Annotated in this window: 16 protein-coding genes; 12 read left to right on the forward strand and 4 right to left on the reverse strand. The window is 70.6% G+C overall.

Annotated elements, in window-relative coordinates; translation table 11 throughout:
• The first annotated feature begins 472 nt into the window (after positions 1-472).
• The 6 genes from ACWIX3_RS17285 (at position 473) to ACWIX3_RS17310 (ending at position 6,552) form a co-directional block, all read left to right on the forward strand.
• Positions 473-1,093 (forward strand): HEAT repeat domain-containing protein, encoded by a 621-nt coding sequence (locus ACWIX3_RS17285; protein ID WP_448608571.1) that lies wholly within the window; start codon positions 473-475, stop codon positions 1,091-1,093.
• 74 nt (positions 1,094-1,167) lie between these two features.
• On the forward strand, positions 1,168-1,818 hold the full coding sequence (locus ACWIX3_RS17290) for a hypothetical protein (RefSeq protein ID WP_448608572.1): 651 nt from the start codon (positions 1,168-1,170) through the stop codon (positions 1,816-1,818).
• An 855-nt stretch (positions 1,819-2,673) separates the two neighbouring features.
• Positions 2,674-4,128, forward strand: a complete 1,455-nt coding sequence (locus ACWIX3_RS17295) for an alanine/glycine:cation symporter family protein (RefSeq protein ID WP_448608573.1) — start codon at positions 2,674-2,676, stop codon at positions 4,126-4,128.
• A 5-nt stretch (positions 4,129-4,133) separates the two neighbouring features.
• Positions 4,134-4,256 (forward strand): hypothetical protein, encoded by a 123-nt coding sequence (locus ACWIX3_RS17300; RefSeq protein ID WP_448608574.1) that lies wholly within the window; start codon positions 4,134-4,136, stop codon positions 4,254-4,256.
• A 415-nt stretch (positions 4,257-4,671) separates the two neighbouring features.
• Positions 4,672-4,815, forward strand: coding sequence for a hypothetical protein (locus ACWIX3_RS17305; RefSeq protein WP_448608575.1), 144 nt, complete (start codon positions 4,672-4,674; stop codon positions 4,813-4,815).
• 309 nt (positions 4,816-5,124) lie between these two features.
• Positions 5,125-6,552 (forward strand): DUF2252 domain-containing protein, encoded by a 1,428-nt coding sequence (locus tag ACWIX3_RS17310; protein ID WP_448608576.1) that lies wholly within the window; start codon positions 5,125-5,127, stop codon positions 6,550-6,552.
• A gap of 428 nt (positions 6,553-6,980) precedes the next feature.
• On the opposite strand, the gene ACWIX3_RS17315 is transcribed toward ACWIX3_RS17310, so the two are convergent.
• The 3 genes from ACWIX3_RS17315 to ACWIX3_RS17325 are packed head-to-tail and all read right to left on the reverse strand — an operon-like array spanning position 6,981 to position 9,372.
• Positions 6,981-7,628, reverse strand: a complete 648-nt coding sequence (locus ACWIX3_RS17315) for a response regulator transcription factor (protein ID WP_448608577.1) — start codon at positions 7,626-7,628, stop codon at positions 6,981-6,983.
• Positions 7,616-8,821 (reverse strand): sensor histidine kinase, encoded by a 1,206-nt coding sequence (locus ACWIX3_RS17320; protein ID WP_448608578.1) that lies wholly within the window; start codon positions 8,819-8,821, stop codon positions 7,616-7,618. Before ACWIX3_RS17320 ends, ACWIX3_RS17315 begins: the two co-directional genes overlap by 13 nt.
• Positions 8,815-9,372 carry a hypothetical protein gene (locus tag ACWIX3_RS17325; RefSeq protein WP_448608579.1) on the reverse strand — a complete coding sequence of 186 codons (558 nt, stop codon included), beginning with the start codon at positions 9,370-9,372 and terminating at the stop codon, positions 8,815-8,817. Before ACWIX3_RS17325 ends, ACWIX3_RS17320 begins: the two co-directional genes overlap by 7 nt.
• 141 nt (positions 9,373-9,513) lie before the next feature.
• Here ACWIX3_RS17325 and dacB point away from each other — a divergent pair, with 141 nt between their 5' ends.
• The 3 genes from dacB (at position 9,514) to ACWIX3_RS17340 (ending at position 13,724) form a co-directional block, all read left to right on the forward strand.
• The gene (dacB, locus tag ACWIX3_RS17330; protein ID WP_448608580.1) at positions 9,514-11,118 is read left to right on the forward strand and encodes a D-alanyl-D-alanine carboxypeptidase/D-alanyl-D-alanine endopeptidase; all 1,605 of its coding nucleotides are present in this window, start codon (positions 9,514-9,516) and stop codon (positions 11,116-11,118) included.
• Positions 11,119-11,201: 83 nt separating this feature from the next.
• Entirely contained in the window at positions 11,202-12,452 is a 1,251-nt protein-coding gene (locus ACWIX3_RS17335; RefSeq protein ID WP_448608581.1) for a serine hydrolase domain-containing protein, read from the forward strand.
• A gap of 90 nt (positions 12,453-12,542) precedes the next feature.
• The gene (locus tag ACWIX3_RS17340) at positions 12,543-13,724 is read left to right on the forward strand and encodes a serine hydrolase domain-containing protein (RefSeq protein ID WP_448608582.1); all 1,182 of its coding nucleotides are present in this window, start codon (positions 12,543-12,545) and stop codon (positions 13,722-13,724) included.
• Positions 13,725-14,250: 526 nt separating this feature from the next.
• Here ACWIX3_RS17340 and ACWIX3_RS17345 read toward each other — a convergent pair.
• Positions 14,251-15,168 carry a DUF1996 domain-containing protein gene (locus ACWIX3_RS17345; protein ID WP_448608583.1) on the reverse strand — a complete coding sequence of 306 codons (918 nt, stop codon included), beginning with the start codon at positions 15,166-15,168 and terminating at the stop codon, positions 14,251-14,253.
• 438 nt (positions 15,169-15,606) lie between these two features.
• Between ACWIX3_RS17345 and ACWIX3_RS17350 the strand changes: the two genes are divergently transcribed.
• From ACWIX3_RS17350 to ACWIX3_RS17360, 3 genes are all read left to right on the forward strand, one after another.
• Positions 15,607-15,810 (forward strand): hypothetical protein, encoded by a 204-nt coding sequence (locus tag ACWIX3_RS17350; protein WP_448608584.1) that lies wholly within the window; start codon positions 15,607-15,609, stop codon positions 15,808-15,810.
• A gap of 439 nt (positions 15,811-16,249) precedes the next feature.
• Complete coding sequence (locus tag ACWIX3_RS17355; RefSeq protein WP_448612485.1) at positions 16,250-16,507, forward strand: toll/interleukin-1 receptor domain-containing protein; 258 nt, start codon at positions 16,250-16,252, stop codon at positions 16,505-16,507.
• Between the two features lie 875 nt (positions 16,508-17,382).
• The gene (locus tag ACWIX3_RS17360; protein WP_448608585.1) at positions 17,383-18,288 is read left to right on the forward strand and encodes an endonuclease I family protein; all 906 of its coding nucleotides are present in this window, start codon (positions 17,383-17,385) and stop codon (positions 18,286-18,288) included.
• Positions 18,289-18,589: the final 301 nt, after the last annotated feature.

The raw sequence follows: 18,589 nt of genomic DNA on the forward strand, positions 1-18,589 counted from the left end.
CCGACAGGTGTGGACGTCGGGGTAGCGGGCCCGGCTGGTCGCGCTCGTCCTTGACCAATATGCGCGTCGCGAGACTTCCGAGCTGGCCAGGCTGGTTCGTCCCCTGCCACCCGCTCCACGCATCAACGCAGGTCAGCCGGCTTGTCAGGCCTCCTGGAGAAGTTCTCAGGGAGCCTCCGGAGGGCCCGTTCGAACCCTTACGGGCCTCGACAATGCCGTGACGCACGAGTGACGCGGGGATGACACCCACGAGCCAGACTGACCCACGCCCCTGCCGAGACCTGGTCCTCCGCGTCCCGTCATCGGTCTCGCCCGGTCAAGGGGCGACCCCCGTCGGCGTTCGGCGCCGCGTCAAGGAGTAACCACGATGCCGATACCACGAAGCTCGGATACACCATCCGTCGCGGACAGTGACGACCAACTGGAGCCCGGACCTGCCCGGCGGGCCCTCGACGCCGATGACGACTCAGACGTGAGCCGGCTGATCACGGAGACCCTGTACTCGCTGATGAACCCGTCCGGCGACACGGCCGAGGAGGCGTACCAGCGCAGTCTGGACCGGTTGCGCGAGCGCGGCGACCAGATCGCTCCGGCGGTCGGGGCTAAGTACGAGGCGATGGACGAAGATCAGTACCTGGAGCGCTGGAGCCTGGTCCAACTGCTCACCGACCTTCGACACCCAAGTGTCGTACCCGCCCTCACGGAGGTGCTACGCCGGCCGATCCCACCCGAGCGGTCGCCGGACCCGGCGCACGGGATCAGCACGGTCGGCGAGGAGGTCATCATCCGCACCACGGCGATCGAGGCCCTGGGTCGGCTCGCTGCGGACGGCGACCCGGCGGCCAAGGCGCAACTCCTCGAACAGGTGCAGCACCGGAACTTCTCCGTTCGCCGGGCCGCGATCCAAGCGATCACCGAATCCGGCGACGCCGAGCTGATACAGCATGTCCGCCGGGAACTGGAGGGTACGGACGACGAGCGGCTCCTGCAGTACCGCCGAGTCGACGTCCGCAGCGTTCCCCAGGCCGAAGGCGGCCGCTTCCTCAAGCAGGGGTCCGTCCCGCCGCTGCCGCCAACACCGCCGGCCCGCTGACCGAACCTCGTCCTCCCTCTCACGATTGGCGACCTGCCATGGCCACGTGCAGCTACACCGTCCCAGACAAGAACGTGAGCGGCGACAATTTCTACGGCGCGCTCATCTGCAATCAGACCTACATCGACTATTTTTGGAACACTTACGGATTCGCCGGGAACAAGGACTACTGGGACGACGGGTTCGGATGGGAGTCACCGTGCGACACAGACATGCCATTGGCCCGGACGTTCAACGCCTGCTATCTGCTCACCTACTCGGCCCAGGACTATCAGAACGACGACTACTCAGGGCCCATGCTGAACTGGGCACGGCGCTACGTTCGTGAGAACAACGACGACCTGCGGTCGCTGTGCGGCGACGGCACGGCCATAGCCACGTCGTTTAGCGGCATCTTCGTGGACGACCGGATCGAGCTCTACCTCGGTTTCTGGTACTCCAAGGACGTTCCCGGGCGGGCCGAGACACTCGTGCACGAGTCTCGTCATCAGGGCGGCAAGCCGCACAACGCGAAGTATCCGGCAGGCTCGGTGTTCGGCGCCGGGAAGGACGGCGCTGACTCGGACTGGAACTACCAGGGCGCCTGGATGTACGGCGCGCTGTACCTGTGGTGGTTCTACGCCGAGGGAGCCGGCACCACGACGGCCCTCCGCGAACGGGCTCGACAGCGCGGCAACCTCGTCATCGACAACGCCTTCGCGACGCACCCGGGCTTCAACATCTGATCTCGACCAGGCGGGTTCGGTGGTCAAGTCCCTGAGTGCACACCTCCATGGCGATCGGCACCGGGACCGGCCCCGATGCAGGGAGGACGGTCATCTTCACGTTCTCCGCCGACCCAGACCTGAGGACCCAAGCTTCGTGACGTCGTAGGTCCTATGGTCATCACCCCTCCGCGCGACCGGCTTCCAGCGGCTGACGGGGTCCCCTGGTGGGCGTTCAGAGGCCGTAGGGATGGACCGTCTCGGCCAGGAACCGGTCGCGGAACGCGCCGACTTCCTCTTCCTCGTCGAGGTCGGCGCAGATCCGACCGACCTCGGCCGACCCCGAACAGGTCGTGGACGGTCACGCTCGACCAGCAGCCGGGTGGTCCACCTAGAAGAGCGATGGTGGATAGACAGTCCTCCCGTCACGAGGAACGGCCCGGCCTGGCCACGCGCCACGGCAAGTTCGGCGTCATGCACCAACCAGTAGCGCACACGGCCACGGGTACCCGTGCGACCGCTGTCTCACGGCCTCCGTAGCCGTGTGCGTATGTAGTGCGTCGCCCCTCGGACACACGGATGCGAACCCCCACGACCTCCGGGTCGATGGGGGTTCGCTCGTTCCTGGACGTCGAGGCCCCCGCGAACTGTTTCGAGGGAACCCGCGACGCTCCACCCCACGTCCGGGAGCGCGACTGGCTCGACTCCCCTGGCGCCGGGACGCGCTGCGTGCCCTCGCCACTCAGGGCCCGGATGCGCATCCCCGCGCGGAGCCCGATGATTCCCTGCGGGAGCCATCAGCTCGACGACGAGCACGCGGCCCTCGCCCGCGGGGGCCATGGACCCAGCGCCGCATGCCACCACGTGGAGGCCCTGATGGACTTCATCCAGGACAACCTGATCGATCCCGTCTCGAACATCCTCTGGTCGTACGTGTTGATCTACGTACTCCTGGGAGTGGGCCTCTACTTCGGGATACGCACGCGCTTCGTCCAGGTCCGCATGTTCGGGCGCATGATTCGCCAGATCGCCTCCTCTCGGAGCGGCTCGGAAGGCGGAATCTCGTCGTTCCAGGCCTTCTGCGTCGGCCTGGCCTCGCGGGTGGGGACCGGCAACATCGCCGGTGTCGCCATCGCCCTGACCCTCGGTGGTCCCGGCGCGATCTTCTGGATGTGGGTGGTTGCCCTCGTGGGCATGGCGACGGCCCTCATCGAGGCGACGCTGGCCCAGATCTTCAAGATCCCGGCCGGTGACGGCAGCTTCCGCGGCGGGCCGGCCTTTTACATCGAGCGCGGTCTCGGGTCCCGCCGGGGCGGCATCGTCTTCGCCGTCCTGCTGATCTTCACCTTCGGCGTCGCCTTCAACATGGTCCAGGCCAACACCATCAGCGACGTGCTGGCCAGCGGACACGGGGTCGGTGAGTGGTGGTCCGCGGTTGCCCTCATGGCCCTCACGGCTCTGGTGGTGTTCGGCGGGGTCCGCCGCATCGCTCGAGTCGCCGAGTTCATGCTGCCGGCGATGGCACTGGCCTACGTACTGCTCGCCGTCGTGATCATCGCGCTCAACGTAACGCAGGTGGGCACCGTGCTCGGCCAGATCTTCTCGGCAGCCTTCGGGCTGGGCGAGGCCGCAGCAGGCATCACCGGTGGGCTGGCGGCGGCCCTGCTCAATGGCGCCAAGCGGGGCCTGTTCTCCAACGAGGCGGGCATGGGCAGTGCCCCCAACGCCGCGGCAACCGCGACCACCAGCCACCCGGTGAAGCAGGGATTGATCCAGTCCCTCGGGGTCTTCGTCGACACCATCATCGTCTGTTCCGCGACGGCGTTCATCATCTTGTTCGCCGGCTCCGCGGTGTACCGGCCCGGCGAGACGACCGAGGGCGCCTCGCTCACCCAGGCTGCCGTGGCCCACGAGCTCGGCAGCGGCCTCACCTGGGTCATGACCGTCCTCATCTTCGTCTTCGCGTTCTCCTCCGTGCTCGGGAACTACTCCTACGCGGAGGTCAACATGACCTTCCTGCGCGCCCGGCCCACCTCGTTGATGGTGTTCCGCGTTCTCGTCGTCGCCGTGGTCGGGGTAGGTGCCCTGCTGGAGCTTGCGACGGTGTGGGCACTGGCCGATGTCGCCATGGGATTCATGGCATTGGTCAACCTCGTCGCGCTGGTCCTGCTGGGTCGCTGGGCCCTGGGCGCCCTCCGCGACTTCGAGCGGCAGACGAGGGCAGGTGAGGACCCGGTGTTCCGCAGCGTCGGCAACAAGGACCTGCCCCGTGATCTGCCCGACAGCGTCTGGACCGCCGACTACGCCGCCACCCCGGACCGCACCATGTGACCGACGTGCCCGCGCACCGCATCGAGTGGATCGATGACGCCTGGGATCGGAGGAATCCACGAGCGTACGAGGCGGTGGGGGTCGCCCCTGCCGACACCGGTCTGGACGAGCCCGACAGCCCGCTGTGACTCAGTCGGGAGCGCCTGGTCGACCCGTGAGGCGTGCGCGTATGTAGCGTGTCGCCCCTCGGACACTCCTGCGTCCCGGTGTTCCTGCAAGTCAGGAGCCCGGGGCGCTCTGGTACCGGGCTTGGGGAGTCCTCGCGACCCGGATCAGCGTCGGGCAGGGCGGCGAGGCGGACCGACCTGGGCCGCGTGATAGCTGCGACTGCGCATGCCCGTGCGGTCTGGACCGGGCGGCCTGTCCACAACCCCGCTCTCCCGCCGACAGCAGCGGTGGGCGATGGGAGGCCTGGACCTGAGGTCACGGTCCTCGGGCCGTAGTTCCGTCTCCAGTTGAGCGGACGCAGCAGACGCCCTGGCGCGGCCAAGCACCCAGATGTAGACAGAACCCCTTTCCCGCCGTCGACGAGGGAGCAAGCCCATGGCAGACAAGTCGCCCCACGACGACCACACCACGAAGAAGTCGGGCAAGGCCGTCAAGGCCAAGCGCAGCGAACGCAAGGACAAGCAGCGTGCCGCCACGGAGATGGAGCGGCTGATGCACCCCCGCAGAGCCAGGAGCTGACCGAGCGCCACTCGAGTCCGGTGGAGCATGCAGCTGGGTCAGGTCGGCCGCTCCCCGACGCCGGTCGGCGCCTCGGCAGCCGGCCCGGGGTAGAGCAGACCGCCGGGCAGCAGCGGCGCGGCCAACATCCGCCGTTGCTCGGAGGCTGCCTGCCGCCAGGGCCGCGGGTGCAGTTCGCGGTGTGAGGGGTCGGTCCGCTGTCAGTGGGCCACCGAGCGAGGAGCCGGTGCCCAGCCCCATCGACCGGGACCTCGGGTCGGGGGGCGCTGCTCACCGGTTCTCGGTCCGACCCGCTGCGAGGCTTCGCACGTGACCGTCGATCAGGGCACGCCGCGGGCGCACACGGTTCTCACGGCGGCCGACGACCGCGGGTTCTCATCGTTGCGGCACAGCGGTCCCCCGCGCGCGGCGCGGTACGAGCTCGGCCGTCAACTGCGCCGGAGCGCGCCACGCTCCGCGCTCGGGGACTGGACTCCCCCACCCGAACGTCCGGACGTCGTCGACCAGGTGATCCGCTCGAACGAGGGTCGGCTGGACTGGCTGGTCCCCGTGCGCATCGGGCGGATGATCGCTTCTCCCTACGCATTGCTCCGGGGAGCGGCCAACGTGCACGCCGCCGACTTCGCCGGGTTGCCGGCTACGGGGATCACGCCGGTCGTGTGCGGCGACGCGCACCTCGGCAATTTCGGGTTCTACGCCTCCCCCGAACGCGACCTCGTGTTCGACCTCAACGACTTCGACGAAGCACACCCGGGTGCCTGGGAGTGGGACCTGCGTCGGCTCACCACGAGCGTGTGGGTGGCGGGTCGGGAGAACGGGGCGTCGGAGGCTGCCTGCCGTGAGGCGGTGGGGCGCTGCGTCGAGGAGTACCGACTGCAGATTGCGGCCCTGGCCGAACAACCGCTCCTCGCCCGCTCGTACGAGCACCTGGACGTCGATCGGTTGCTGCGGACGGCGCCCGGAACGGGGCTGCGCGGCGAGATCGAGACGTCGGCCCGCCGGGCCCGCAAGCGTACGAGTGACCGGGCGCTGCCCCGGATCACCGAGGAACGTGAAGGTGCGCGGAGGATCGTGACCGAGCCACCGCTGCTCACCCGCCCGCAGCCGGCCCAAGCGGAGCAGTTGGCCGAAGCGCTTGACGCCTACCTGAACACGCTGCCGCCGCACTGGGCCAGGGTCGTGGGCGGCTACCGCCTGGTCGACATCGCCCACAAGGTGGTCGGCGTCGGTTCGGTCGGGCTGCGCGCGTGGGTGGCTCTCTGCGAGGGCAGCAGCGCCGACGACGTGCTGTTCCTCCAACTGAAGCAGGCCAGGCGCTCGGTGGTCGCACCGTTCGTGCACGGCGAGTCAGCGTGGCACGCCCACCAGGGCCAGCGCGTCGTGGAGTACCAGCAGGCGGTGCAGACGGTGAGCGACCCCCTGCTCGGCTGGACGAGCGTCGGCGACGTCCAGTACTACGTCCGTCAGTTCCGGGACATGAAGGGCGCGATCACCCTCGTGGGCATTGACGCCCGCGCCCTCACCTCGTACGCGGGCATCTGCGGGTACCTCCTCGCCAAGGGACACGCCCGTACCAGCGGGGCGTCGATGATCGCGGGCTACCTCGGGGGCGGCTCGAGAGCCCGCGAGGCCCTCTGCCGGTTCGCCCGCGCCTACGCCGATCAGACCGAGCGCGACCACGCCGACCTGGTGCGGGCCGTCCAGCGGGGCGTCCTGCCGGCCGAGACCGGCGTCTGAGCGACCTTGCGCACGTCGAGCGGTGCCGCCGGCTCGCCGACCGGGCACCAGCGTCCGGCGATCAGAGCTGACCTCGCCGACTAGCCGATCCCCTGTCCCGGCCGGCCGATCACAGTCACGAGGACCCAGAGACGGGATCGGCCCCAGGCGAACCGCGAACGCGTGGTGCGGCTGAGGGACTCGATTCCCTGCCCTGCCACTGCCACTGTGGTGAGTTCCCAGCCGTGCTGGAGCTTCGTCCGACCAGTGACGAAGCATCGGCCAGCGCCGTCATCCACCGCGGGGGTGCCGGGGATAGGAGCTGCGATGAAGATCGCGGTGGCAAGTGACCACGCGGGCTGGTCGATGAAGGAAGAGATCCAGGAGATCCTCGCCGGGCATGACGTCAGCTGTCGACCACGACCGTGCTGGGGAGGTTGGTGAGCCGCTCATGACGAGAGGTAGCGGATCACCGCCAGTACTCGGCGATGGTCGTCGTCGCTGAGCGCCAGGTCGAGCTCGTCGTAGATGTGGGACGTGTGTTGCACGACCGCCCGCTCGGTGATCGACAGGGTTCGGGCGATCGACGCGTTGGTCCGGCCTTCGGACATCAGGGCCAGCACCTGCTGCTGGCGAGGGGTCAGCCGGTCGAGCGCATCGTGATCCCCCCTGGCACGGGCGACCAAGAGGCTCACGACCTCGGGGTCGAGGACGGTACCGCCGGCAGCGATGCGGCGGAGATCGTCCGTGAACACGTCGATGTCGGCGATCCGCTGCTTGAGGAGGTACCCGATGCCCGACGAGCGGTCGTCCAGCAGTTCGACGGCGTAGGCGCGCTGGAGGTGCTGCGACAGCACGAGGACGGCGATCTCGGGATGCTTTCGCCGAATCTCCATCGCCGCCCGCAGGCCCGCGTCCTTGTGATCGGGCGGCATCCGGATGTCGGTGACGACGATGTCGGGGACGTGCTCTTCCGCGCTGCGGACCAGCTCGTCCGCATCACCGACCGCAGCGACGACGTCGAACCCGGCCGCTCGCACCACGTGCGTGAGCCCGCTTCGCAGCAGTGCCTCGTCCTCGCCGATCACGACCCGCACGGCAGCTCCACGAGCAGATGTGTGCCTCCGCCGGCCGGGCTCTCGATGGTGAACCGGCCGCCGAGGGCGTCGACACGATCGGCGAGGCCGTGCAGCCCCGCACCACCCCCCTGAGTCGCACCGCCGACGCCGTCGTCGGTCACGCCGATAACGAGCCGGGTGGGCGAGTGTTCGAGCGTCACGGTCAACGTGTCGGCCGCGGCGTGCTTGACCGCATTGGTCAGCGCCTCTGCGACCACGAAGTAGGCCGTCCTCTCGACCGTCGCCGCCAGGCGCCCGTCGACCGCGGCCACCGTCAGCCGAGTGGGCAGCGGCATGCGATCGACCAGGTCCTCGATCGCCGCGGTCAAGCCCCGCTCGACGAGGGCGGCCGGCATCAGGGCGTGGACGATCTCCCGGAGGTGCCGCGCGGCACCGTCGATGCCGACACGGAGGCGCGTCGCCGCGTCGGGGAGATCGGCCGACCCGCCGATGCGAGCCAGTTGTTGTGCTTCCATCGCCAGCAGGACGAGCTCCACCTGCAGACCGTCGTGCAGGTCCTGGGCGATGCGTTGCCGCGCGCGGTCGCCTGCCTCGACGAGGCGGGCGCGCGACTGCTGCAGGTCGGCATGGCTGGCCCGCAGCTCGGCCGTCAACCGGTCGTGGTCGATGGCGAGGGCGGCCACCTGACCCGCCTCGCGGACCAACTCGGCGTCGTCGATGACCGTCGCGTCGTAGACGATGGCGCCGATCCGTCTCGACCCGAGCTCGATGTCGACCAGGACGCGGTGCTCGCCCAGCGCCGACGTGTCGAACAAGGCGCCGTCGCCGTCCACGAAGGCGCGCCCGTCCCGCGACGCGTAGACGACCTGCAACGACGCGTCCCCGAGGGTGCGCCCGAGGGCGTCGGCGAGCAGCTCCGGGGTGGCGGCGGACGACGCCAGCCAGGCACTGAGCTCCTGGATCTCGGCCGTCCTCGCGAACCCGCCGCGCAGCATCGCCGCCGCGAGGGCGACGGGCACCCCGGCCAGCAGGACGATCTGGAGTCCGACCACCTGCGCGACCGAGAGACCGGCGGACGGACCCAGGAGAGGACCGAGCGGCGTCGCCAGGACCGCCAGGATCCCGTAGGCGTACAGCGGTAGCAGGACCCCACGTTGGCCGGGCGTCGCGGTACGCAGCCGCTCGACGAGCACACCCGCGGTCATCAGCATGACGACCATCCCCGCGCCGCGCTGGAGCCAGGTGCCGGCGTGGAGGAGATCCCCCGATGGCCGACGGAGAGCATGCCGCCCGGGCTGGCACCCGGATCGAAGAGGTACAGCGGGACCTGCAGGACGAGCGACACCGCGAAGCTCCCCACCACCGTCAGGCGGGAGGTGCGCGAGCGGAGGCGCCCGGACGGGAAGGCGTGCAGCAGCCACACCACCACGGCGAGCGGGGTGGTGGCGAGCACGACACCGACCGCCACCAGGACGGGTGTTCCGGTGTTGGCGAGCGCGACCACGAACCACGACAACGCCCCGATGACCATGATCGGGCCGGTCCGGTTGCTCGGCCGGCGCCGCCACGCCTCCAGCCCCGCGGCCAGGTAGACGAGTCCCCCGGCCGGGAACATCGCGAGCAGCCACCACGGCGCGATGCGCTGGTCGGCGAACAGGGCGATCTCGACGCCGGCGGCGACGGCACCGAACGCGCCGATCAGCGCGAGGCTCACCATCAGCGCCCGCGCCAGCGGTGATCGCACACCTCCCCGACGCGCCACCGGGGCAGCATGGCACCGGCGACGCGCGATCGGTGCAGGTCGCGCCGGCAACGACACCCGCAAGACCCTGTACCCAGGTCCAGGTGGGGAGGCCACTCCGGTCGATTGCCCGGCGGTCCCGACGTCGCCATGGTCCCCTGCATGAACCGCCGAGCGGCTGTCCTCCCGTTGCTCGTGTCGACCGTCGTGCTCACCGCGTTCACCCCGTCGACCGAGTCGTCCGCCTCGCCGGGCGAGGGGCCCGGCATCCAGCCGCAGGTCGGCGAGCTCCCCGCCGCCGCCGCCGCCGTCATGTCCGAGCCCGAGTTCGAGACGGCCCGGTGGCTCTACTCCGTCGCAGAGGCGGAGACGGGCCGAGTCGTCCTGGCCGGCCGTGCCGGGGAGTCCGTCTTCACCGCGTCGACCGCGAAGAACTTCACCGTCGGCACCACGTACGCGACGCTGGGCACCGACGCCACGCTCACCACGCCGGTGTACGCGACGACCGAGCCGGCCGGTGGCGTCCTCGCCGGCGACCTGGTGCTGGTGGCGTCGGGAGACCTCGCCATGGGCGGCCGCGGCGCCATGAGCGGCCGCGTGGACCACACGTTCACCGCCGACACGATCGACCACGTCTACGGCGACATCGCGCCGAACGCGGCGTTCGTCCCGGACGACCCGTTGGCCGGCCTGGACGACCTCGCCCGGCAGGTGGCCGCCTCCGGCGTCACCGAGATCGCCGGCGACGTGGTCGTCGACACCCGGCTGTGGGACACGTTCGACGGCCAGGAGGGACCTGCCCCGTCGATCTACGTCAACGACAACATCCTGGACATCACGGTGGCGGCGGCCGGGATCGGTCAGCCCGCCGTCCTCGACCTCCGGCCGCAGACGCAGGCCGTCACCGTGGAGTCGACGGTGACCACCACGGACGCGGGCACGCCGACGTCGCTCGCCGTCACCGCCGATCCGGGCGATCCCACGTCGGTCACGGTCAGCGGCACCATCGTGGCCGGCGCGTCCCAGCTCACCATCTACCGGGTCCCTGAAGCCGCGTCCTGGGCGCGCACCCTGTTCGTCGAGGCACTCGGTCGCGCCGGGGTCACGGTCGCCTCCCCCGCCGTCGGGCCCAACGACCAGACGGGATTGCCGCCCGCGGGTTCCTACCCGGCCGAGGGCCGGGTGGCTGCCCTGACCTCCCCGCCGATGAGGGCCTTCGGTCGCATGATCCTCGAAACCAGCTACAACACCGGCGCGAACGCCCTGATGTGTCTGCTCGCGGTCCACGGCGGCTCGCCGAACTGCCTCGACGGGCTGGCGGCGGTGCACCACCAGCTCGACCGGGCCGGCGTCGTGGCCGAGGACGTGGTGCTGTTCGACGGGCAGGGCGCCGACCCGGCCTCGACGACCCCGGACCAGATGGTCGCTTGGATGAGGTGGGCGCAGACGCAACCCTGGGGCGAGGAGTTCGCGGCCGACCAGCCCGTCCTCGGGGTGAGCGGGACGCTGGCGAGCACGGGTCAGGACGGTCCCGCCGCGGGCGAGGTCGCGGCCAAGACGGGGACGAGCGTCGACGTCGACCCCACCACGGGCCGCGTGCTGTACAAGGTGCAGAGCCTCGCCGGCTACCTCACCACCGAGCGGGGCGAGCGGTTCGTGTTCTCGCTGTCCATGAGCGGGGCGACGTACCCCGATGTGCCCACCGGTCTGCACGACGCCAACGAGGACGTGGCGGCCGTCGCCGCGGCCCTCCAGCAGGCGCTGTGACACCCGCGGTGCGCCCGGCCGGGAAGCCACCCGGCGCGGACATCCGGACACCCCCCGACCGGCTACCCATCGGAAGGTCGACCATGACAGCTGCAGAGCGCTCGTGCGGGTCCCGTCGTTCCCGGCCACCCGGTTCGCTGGCCGCCTCGATCGCGACGACGGCGGTCGCATTGCTGGTCGTGGCCCCTACCCCGGCGAACGCGACGCCCGTCGGCGCGGCGGTGCCCTCGGGGGATCCGGCGTACGCCGCGGCGGTCCAGCCCGAGCTCGACCGCCTCATGAGGGACCTGGCGGTCACCGGCGCTGCCGTCCTGGTCCGGTCGCCCGAGCTCGGCGACTGGGCCACCACCATGGGCACCCGGACCTGGCACGGCACCGAGCCGGTCACGCTCGCCGACCACGTCCGGGTCGGCAGCAACACCAAGACCTGGACCGCCACGGTGATCCTGCAGCTGGTCGACGAGGGCAGGATCGCCCTGGACGACCCGGTGTCGCGGTACCGCCCGGACGTGCCCAACGGGGAGGACATCACCATCGCCCAGCTGCTGGACATGACCAGCGGGCTGGCCAACTACACCGAAGACCTCGAACTGAACGAGCAGATGGACAGCAACCCCGGCCGGGTGTGGAACCCGGAGGAACTGCTCGCGATCGGCCTCGCCGAGCCGCCCGCCTTCCCTCCGGGCGAGGGGTTCCTGTACTCCAATACCAACTACGTGCTGTTGGGCGTGATCATCGAACAGCTCACCGGGGTCCCGGTGGAGCAGGCCTTCCAGGACCGGATCTTCGATCCGCTGGAGCTGAGCGAGACCTCCTTCCCGGCGCGGACCGACGCCTCGATCCCGCAACCGCACCCGCAGATGTACACCTTCGGCACGAACGTGGAGACCATCGACAGCCTCGTGCTGCCACCAGAGGTCCAGGCCGCAGCCCGCGCCGGCACCCTGGAGCCGATGGACGTCACCGACACCAACCCCTCCTGGGGGTGGACCGCGGGCGCCGGGATCTCCACCGCGCAGGACCTCGCCGACTACGTGGAGGGACTGGTCGACGGGTGCCTGCTCAGCCCGCAGCTGCAGCAGGAGCGGATCGCCAGCGTCCAGCCGGTGGACCCGGACGACCCGGCCAGCCCTGGCTACGGGCTCGGCCTGGCCAGGTTCGGGCCCGTGTACGGACACAGCGGTGAGCTGCCCGGGACCAACTCCTTCATGGGCCACGACCCGGTCCGGGACATCACCGTCGTCACCTGGGCTTCCACCGCGCCCGCACCCAGCGGCGAGGGCCCGGCCGTCGAGCTCGCCAAGGCTGTGATCGCCGAGCTCTACGCCGACTGACCGGCACCCCCGGCAGACCGGGTCGGGCACGACGGGGGCCCGGGCCGCGCGGACACCACACCGTTCCCTCCACGGGAGGAGCTGTTCCTCATGCGCCGATGGATGCGCCCCGCCGCCCTCGCACTCGCCCTGCTCGCCGGGGCCGGGACGACCGGCTTCACGGCCACCCCCGTTCTCCCGGCCGGGTCCGCTCCTCCCCCGGCCCCGACCCTCGACCCGGACCTCGCCGCACAGGTCGACGAACTGGCCCGGGCCGCGCTGACCAACGGCATCACCGGTGCGGTGGTCGGCATCTCCGACCCGGACCGGGGGAGCTACCTCCAGGCCTACGGGACCGCGGACACCGCGGGGACCCCGATGACCACCGACGTGCACTACCGCATCGCCAGCGTGACCAAGACCTTCACCGCCCAGGCGGTGCTCCGCCTCGCCGACCAGGGGAAGCTGTCCCTCGACGACCCCTTGGGGAAGTACGTCCCCGACATCCCCCACGGGGATGCGATCACCGTCCATCACCTCCTGGGCATGCGCGGCGGCGTGTACGACTTCGCCGCAGACGAGCAGTTCATGGCGCGGTACGTCGCCGATCCGCTCCTGCCGGGGTGGTCCCCCTACGACGTTCTCGAGATCATCCGCGCGCACGCCGACGAGGCCACCCCGCCCGACCAGGCGACCGTGTACTCCAACTCCGAGTACGTACTGCTCGGGCTGGTCATCGAGCAGGTCACCGGCCGCTCGGCACAGCAGTACACCACCTCGGTGATCGAGGACCTCGGCCTCCCGGAGACGTCGTATCCCACGACCGCGGCCGTGCCGGAGCCGTTCACCCACGGCTACATGAACACCGACAGTCAGTTGGCACCGGCCGACCCCGCCGCGGAGGAGCCACGGGACGTCACGCTCAGCAACCCCGCGGTCCCGTTCACCGCCGGTGCGGTCATCTCCACCGTGCCGGACATGACCCGCTACGCCGAGCAGCTGGCGACCGGCGCGGGCCTCGCACCGGAGACCGCGCGGCTGCGCCAGGAGTGGACGCCGCTCACCTCGACCGGCATCCGGGTGCAGTACGGCCTCGGCGTCCTCCAGCTCGGTGACTGGGTGGGCCACAACGGGTCGATCTTCGGCTACAGCGACATGGTCTCCCACCTGCCGGAGGAGGAGGCGAGCGTGGTGGTCATGGTCAACGCGGCCGACGGCGAGGCCGTCCCCGCGACCGACCTCTGGGGTGGGATCGTCACGCTGCTGTACCCCGACAGCCTGCCGACCTGGTGACCGTCAGGGCACCGCGGCCCACCCCGACCCCGCGGCACCGGGGCACGTCCGGGCGAGACCCCGTCGACCACCGTGGCAGCATCTCGACGAGATCACCGCGCAGGCTGGCGCAGGGTGCGCTCGGGCCACCTCGACGGCGGCGACCAACCTGGTGACCGCGCCTATCTCCGGCGGCACGTGGGCAGCCAGCCGCCGCGCGCTGGCAGCAGTCCCGGCTCAGGACACGGCGGCGACCGGTCAGAGGACTTCACGTGGGCCAGAGGCGTGTGCGCATGTAGCGTGTCGTCCCTCGGACCCAGTCTCACCCCGGTCTTCCTGCAGCTCAGGAGCTCGGGGTGTCTTGCTGTCGGGGTCCTGAGGCCCTCGTGGTACCTGCGTGATCCTTCGCGCGCCGAACCAGCCCTCGAGCAGCGCGGCGAAGCGGTCGGGCGCCTCGCGGTCCACCGTCGACTTCTCGGCGGCGGCACGTCGGGCTGCAGTCCCATCCGCACCCATCGGCGCCCGACCCACTCGGGGTGGTCGCGTGCTACTCGTGCCCGGTCGATGCCGACCCGGTCGCCGGCACGTCGGGCCTTGGCGGCAGCGGCAACGTCCCCCGTGCATCCGCACCCGAGAACGGCCGCACCTCATCGGTCACGTCCCCGCACACCCGACTCGCGTTCAGGCACCCCTCCACCAACGTCTGCATCTCTCCTGGGTCCCACGCCAGGATCGCGTCCGCGTGCAGCCCGTACGGCGACAGCCCGCCCTCGAACCCCATCCCCTCGTACGTCGACCCCTCCGCGTACGAGGACTCCAGCGACAGCTGCGGAATCGCCACCGGATGCGACGCCGGGCACTCACCGCCCCGCGGATACGCCATGTGCGCCACCCCCTTCAGCCACAGGTTCACCCCGTCCCAGCACTGCGGGAACTCGACGTCCGACCGCAGGAACTCCCCCGGCCCACAGTCCACCGCGGTGCCGTGGACGGAGTTCACCAGCCCATACGACGTCCCCAAGCACAGGTAGTCGATGTCCAGCGGTTGCCGCGACGTCGCCATCGGATCCCCCGCCACCAGACGCAGACCGAACGGCGCCGGCTCGATCAGCTGTGGATCCACCTCACCCGCCCGGTAGTAGGCGCGGAACGACTCCGGCACCACCGGCTGACCGGCCTCTTCCACCAACGTCGGCTGCCAGTACGCCGACCGGTCCGCCGAGTCCTTGCACCCCGAGCCCTCTGCGAACAACTGGCCGGCCGTCGACGACGCGTGCACCGCGGGGTTGCCCCCGAACGTGTGCAGATGAGGCCACGACCCGCCCGGGTTCAGGATCGGGTCGATGTGCGCCGTGCCGACCTGGTCGCACTCCACGATCCAGTGCACGTCCACCGGCACGGCCTGCACGGCGGCCCCATCCGGGGCGGGAGTCATCGCCGCCGCCACCACGAACACCGCCGCCACCGACGCCGTCACACGACCCCACATGGGCCGAGTCTGGAGGTGTTCAGCTTCACGGTGTCCAAGTCCCCTCTCGGACACCGGAAACTGAGAGGCAAGCTCCGCCCGATCCCACGCTGCCAGGGCGGCTGGTGGGGTCCGTGCACGTCCGCTCGTGTCCATTGCTGCTGGTCGACGCCGGGTGTGGTCGTCAGGGAGTCGCTGCGGACGACCGTGAACAGCAGGGTATGGTCACCGCCGTGGCCCCACCCAGAGGCCGCCTGTCCAGGCCTCTGGCGGGAACAGGAGTGGGAACGCCGTCTTCGCCGAGGGACGTACCCCGGTGCACAGTCGACCGGAGTCCCGCCCACCGTTGGCGGTGTTCCCCGCTGGTTCGAGCCAGCTGTTCACGGACAGACTGCGTCGTCGACCCGCGCCCGATGACACGACCGAGGAGACGCCATGAACCACCTGCGCCGACTGCAGGTTGAGCAGCCTGTCATCTTCTGGGTGCTGGTGGCGCTGGGCCTCTTCCTCGGCTTCCAGCTCGTGCTCTCTGTCGTGGGCCTACTGCTCGGACCGTTCGGGCTGCCGTCGTGGGTGCCCATCGTGGTCGTCGTGGGCGGCCTCGCCCTCATCGCCCGGGGCCAGCAGCGGTCCCGGTGAACACGCCTGCCGCCCTCCGCTCCTGACCCGGGGCTTACTGACGACCTGCTGTGTTCGGGTCGAGCCCGGCGAGGGCGCTCGCGGCCAGTCGACTGCAGTCGACTGGGGCACCGACCGGGTAGGCCCTCCTTCGCCGCAGCCTCACCATCACATGCTGCGAGGAGCGGGATGTGGGCAGCAAAGGTCGCGACTCCTGCGCCGAGCCGGGAACGGGTGGGACACGCCTCAAGACCCCCAGTCACATTCGCGGGGTTCGCGATCGTCCTCGGTTGTGCTGTGCGCGCAGGCCACGAGCCCGCAGCGTCCGCCGTCGTTCGGCCAGGTACGGGCTCGTTCGGACCGCGTTGCCGTACCGGTTGCTGTCGTTCTCCCCGGCACCCGGGCGTGTCGTCCATTGCGGCGAGCATTCCAGTGCTGAACCCGGGCGGAAGCCTGGTGCCTGAGCGGTCGGGGTTCCGACTTCTTCGTCAGCCACGCCGGCCGGGACACCGCCTGGGCGGAGTGGCTGGCGTGGCAGCTGCAGGACGCCGGGCACAGCGTCGAGCTGGCCGTGTGGGACTGGGCGCCGGGCGAGGACTTCGTGGCCCGCATGCAGCAGGCGCTGGCTCCTGCTCGGCGGCGACGCCGCCGCCGATCACCCGAGGCGGCCGCAGTGAACGCCCCATCCTCCGCCAGGAACCTGGAACCTTGCCTATGAGGATCCTGCGCGGCCAGCGGCGTCAGCACATCGCGGCCGGGCGGATGCGGTCGGCCAGAGCTTGATCACCTCGGTTCTGCAGCGGCTGCAGCGCTTCGGGGCGAGCTGCGCCGGTGTTTGGGCCGGCGCGGGGATGCGCCGTTCGGGCTGGTCGACGCGCTGCTGGCGGCCGCAGGGGATGCCGTCGCTGCCGCATCTGAGCCTGCTGCCGACTCGTCGGCGTGGTCGGGGCAGCGTGTATGCCACCCTGGCCGCCGGGGAACTCGACGCCGAGGAGTTGGCCCGAGGTGCTGGTCGCTGACCGCGGCGGCGAGGGGGCGCCTGCCTGCGCGGTGGATGCCGGCACCTGGGCTCGCGGCGACGCCGAGTGCTCCCCGGCCGGGGGTTCCACTACCCGCCGACCGGCACTCGGCCGGTCAGTCGATCGTGGCCTGCAGGTGCTCCTCCTGGATCGCCCAGCTGAGCTGGGCGCGCGACTCCTGGACCGAGCCGCTGGATGTCCGGCTCGACGCTGTCCCACAGCCCGTCGAGCACCAGCGTCCGACCCAGCCGTCCCATGCCCGGAAAGCTCCGCGCGGCAGTCGAGGTCGGACGGCTGCGGCGAGTACTGGGCGAGGAGGCGTCGTCCGTTGCACCTCCCCCTGAGGGGAGCGTCGGACGGGTCCGCTGATACGACGATCCCTCGGCGAACTGGCCCCACTCCGGGGGCGCAGAGGGTATGTCAACCGAATGGAACCCCGCAAGGGTGAGGATCAGCGAACTCTGACGCCGTTCGTCGTTCCTCGATGGATAGGAACGGCGGTCAGCCCAATCGACGGCTCATGACCGGGTAGGCGTTGACGCCACCGTGACAGCCGGCTTGTAGGTGTTGCCGGGTGAGCACGGATGCGGGCATTCAGGCGTCGGGGCTGGCGGCAGCCGATGTGGCGGCCGCACTGGCCGAACTCGCGGCCGCCCGGAACCGGGTCTACTACGACGCCGAGACCGACGCCGTGGCCGCCGACGCCTACTACCACGGGGTCGCGCTCGAGCGGTACGCCGACCTGGTAGCGCGTTCGCACACGCGCCGGCCTGCGTACAAGCCGGCGCAAGAGCTGTATCCGTGGGTGGATCTGCAGCCCTCCGGCATGCTGCGCAGCCTGTACACCGGTCACGAGTGGGAGCCCGAGGCGCTGATCCGCGCCGATCTGGCCATCGCCGAAGCCCGCGCCCAGGAGCTGACCGCCCGGCTCGCCGCCCTGCAGGCGCGGGCCGATGGCCCGGCGCGAGCCGAGGTGGAGGCCGCGGTGGAGGCGGCGTTGCCGTTCAACTGCGAGCACGTGGTGCCGCAGAGCTGGTTCGCCAAGCGGGAGCCGATGCGCGGCGATCTGCACCATCTGTTCGCCTGCGAGGCCGGCTGCAACAGCTTCCGGGGCAACACCCCGTTCGCCGAGTTCCCGGACTTTCCCGAGCCCACCGCGGTGCGCGCGGCGCTGCGGGTGGTGCGGGGCGAATGCGGCAAGAGCGAGGGAAACGGGTTCGAGCCGGTCCGCGGCAAGGGGGCCGCTGCGCGGGCCGTTCTCTACTTCTTGCTGCGTTATCCCGGAGAGGTGCAGCCCGGCGAGATGCCACCGCCGCGGCGGCAGATCCTGCTGGCCTGGCACGCGCAGGACCCGGTCACCGAGTGGGAGCGGCACCGCAACGCCGCCATCTTCGACCGGCAGGGCAATCGCAATCCCTTCATCGACCATCCCGCACTGGCCGAAGACCTGCTCGCCACGGCGACGACGCCGCCGCCGTGAGGCGAGGACGCCGGCACAGGACCCGGGCGGAGGACCAACGGCCCCTGGTGCCCGGCGAGGCAGCCTCACCGATGAGCCTGCAGGCGCGGAGTCACAGACTGCCTCGGAGGGCAAGGTCGACTGCGCGGTCGCCTCGGATGTGTGCACGCGGCAGGTGGCGGGCTGGTCGATCGACGCCTCACCGACCGCGGCACTGGTCACCAGCGTCGGCCCTGATCGGGAAGGGAGGGCTAGCGCGCTGGTACCGCCTTCCCGACCTGGCGAACACCGCCTTGCGTCACGGACACGGAGCGATACCGAG

This window comes from Geodermatophilus sp. URMC 60 (genome assembly GCF_053502585.1).

What these genes read in the sequence shown, in the direction of transcription:
- ACWIX3_RS17295 (WP_448608573.1), top strand. Translation starts at nt 2,674, where the DNA reads ATGGACTTCATCCAGGACAACCTGATCGATCCCGTCTCGAACATCCTC.
- ACWIX3_RS17305 (WP_448608575.1), top strand. Translation starts at nt 4,672, where the DNA reads ATGGCAGACAAGTCGCCCCACGACGACCACACCACGAAGAAGTCGGGC.
- ACWIX3_RS17320 (WP_448608578.1), bottom strand. Translation starts at nt 8,821, where the DNA reads ATGCTGATGACCGCGGGTGTGCTCGTCGAGCGGCTGCGTACCGCGACG.
- dacB (WP_448608580.1), top strand. Translation starts at nt 9,514, where the DNA reads ATGAACCGCCGAGCGGCTGTCCTCCCGTTGCTCGTGTCGACCGTCGTG.
- ACWIX3_RS17335 (WP_448608581.1), top strand. Translation starts at nt 11,202, where the DNA reads ATGACAGCTGCAGAGCGCTCGTGCGGGTCCCGTCGTTCCCGGCCACCC.
- ACWIX3_RS17340 (WP_448608582.1), top strand. Translation starts at nt 12,543, where the DNA reads ATGCGCCGATGGATGCGCCCCGCCGCCCTCGCACTCGCCCTGCTCGCC.
- ACWIX3_RS17350 (WP_448608584.1), top strand. Translation starts at nt 15,607, where the DNA reads ATGAACCACCTGCGCCGACTGCAGGTTGAGCAGCCTGTCATCTTCTGG.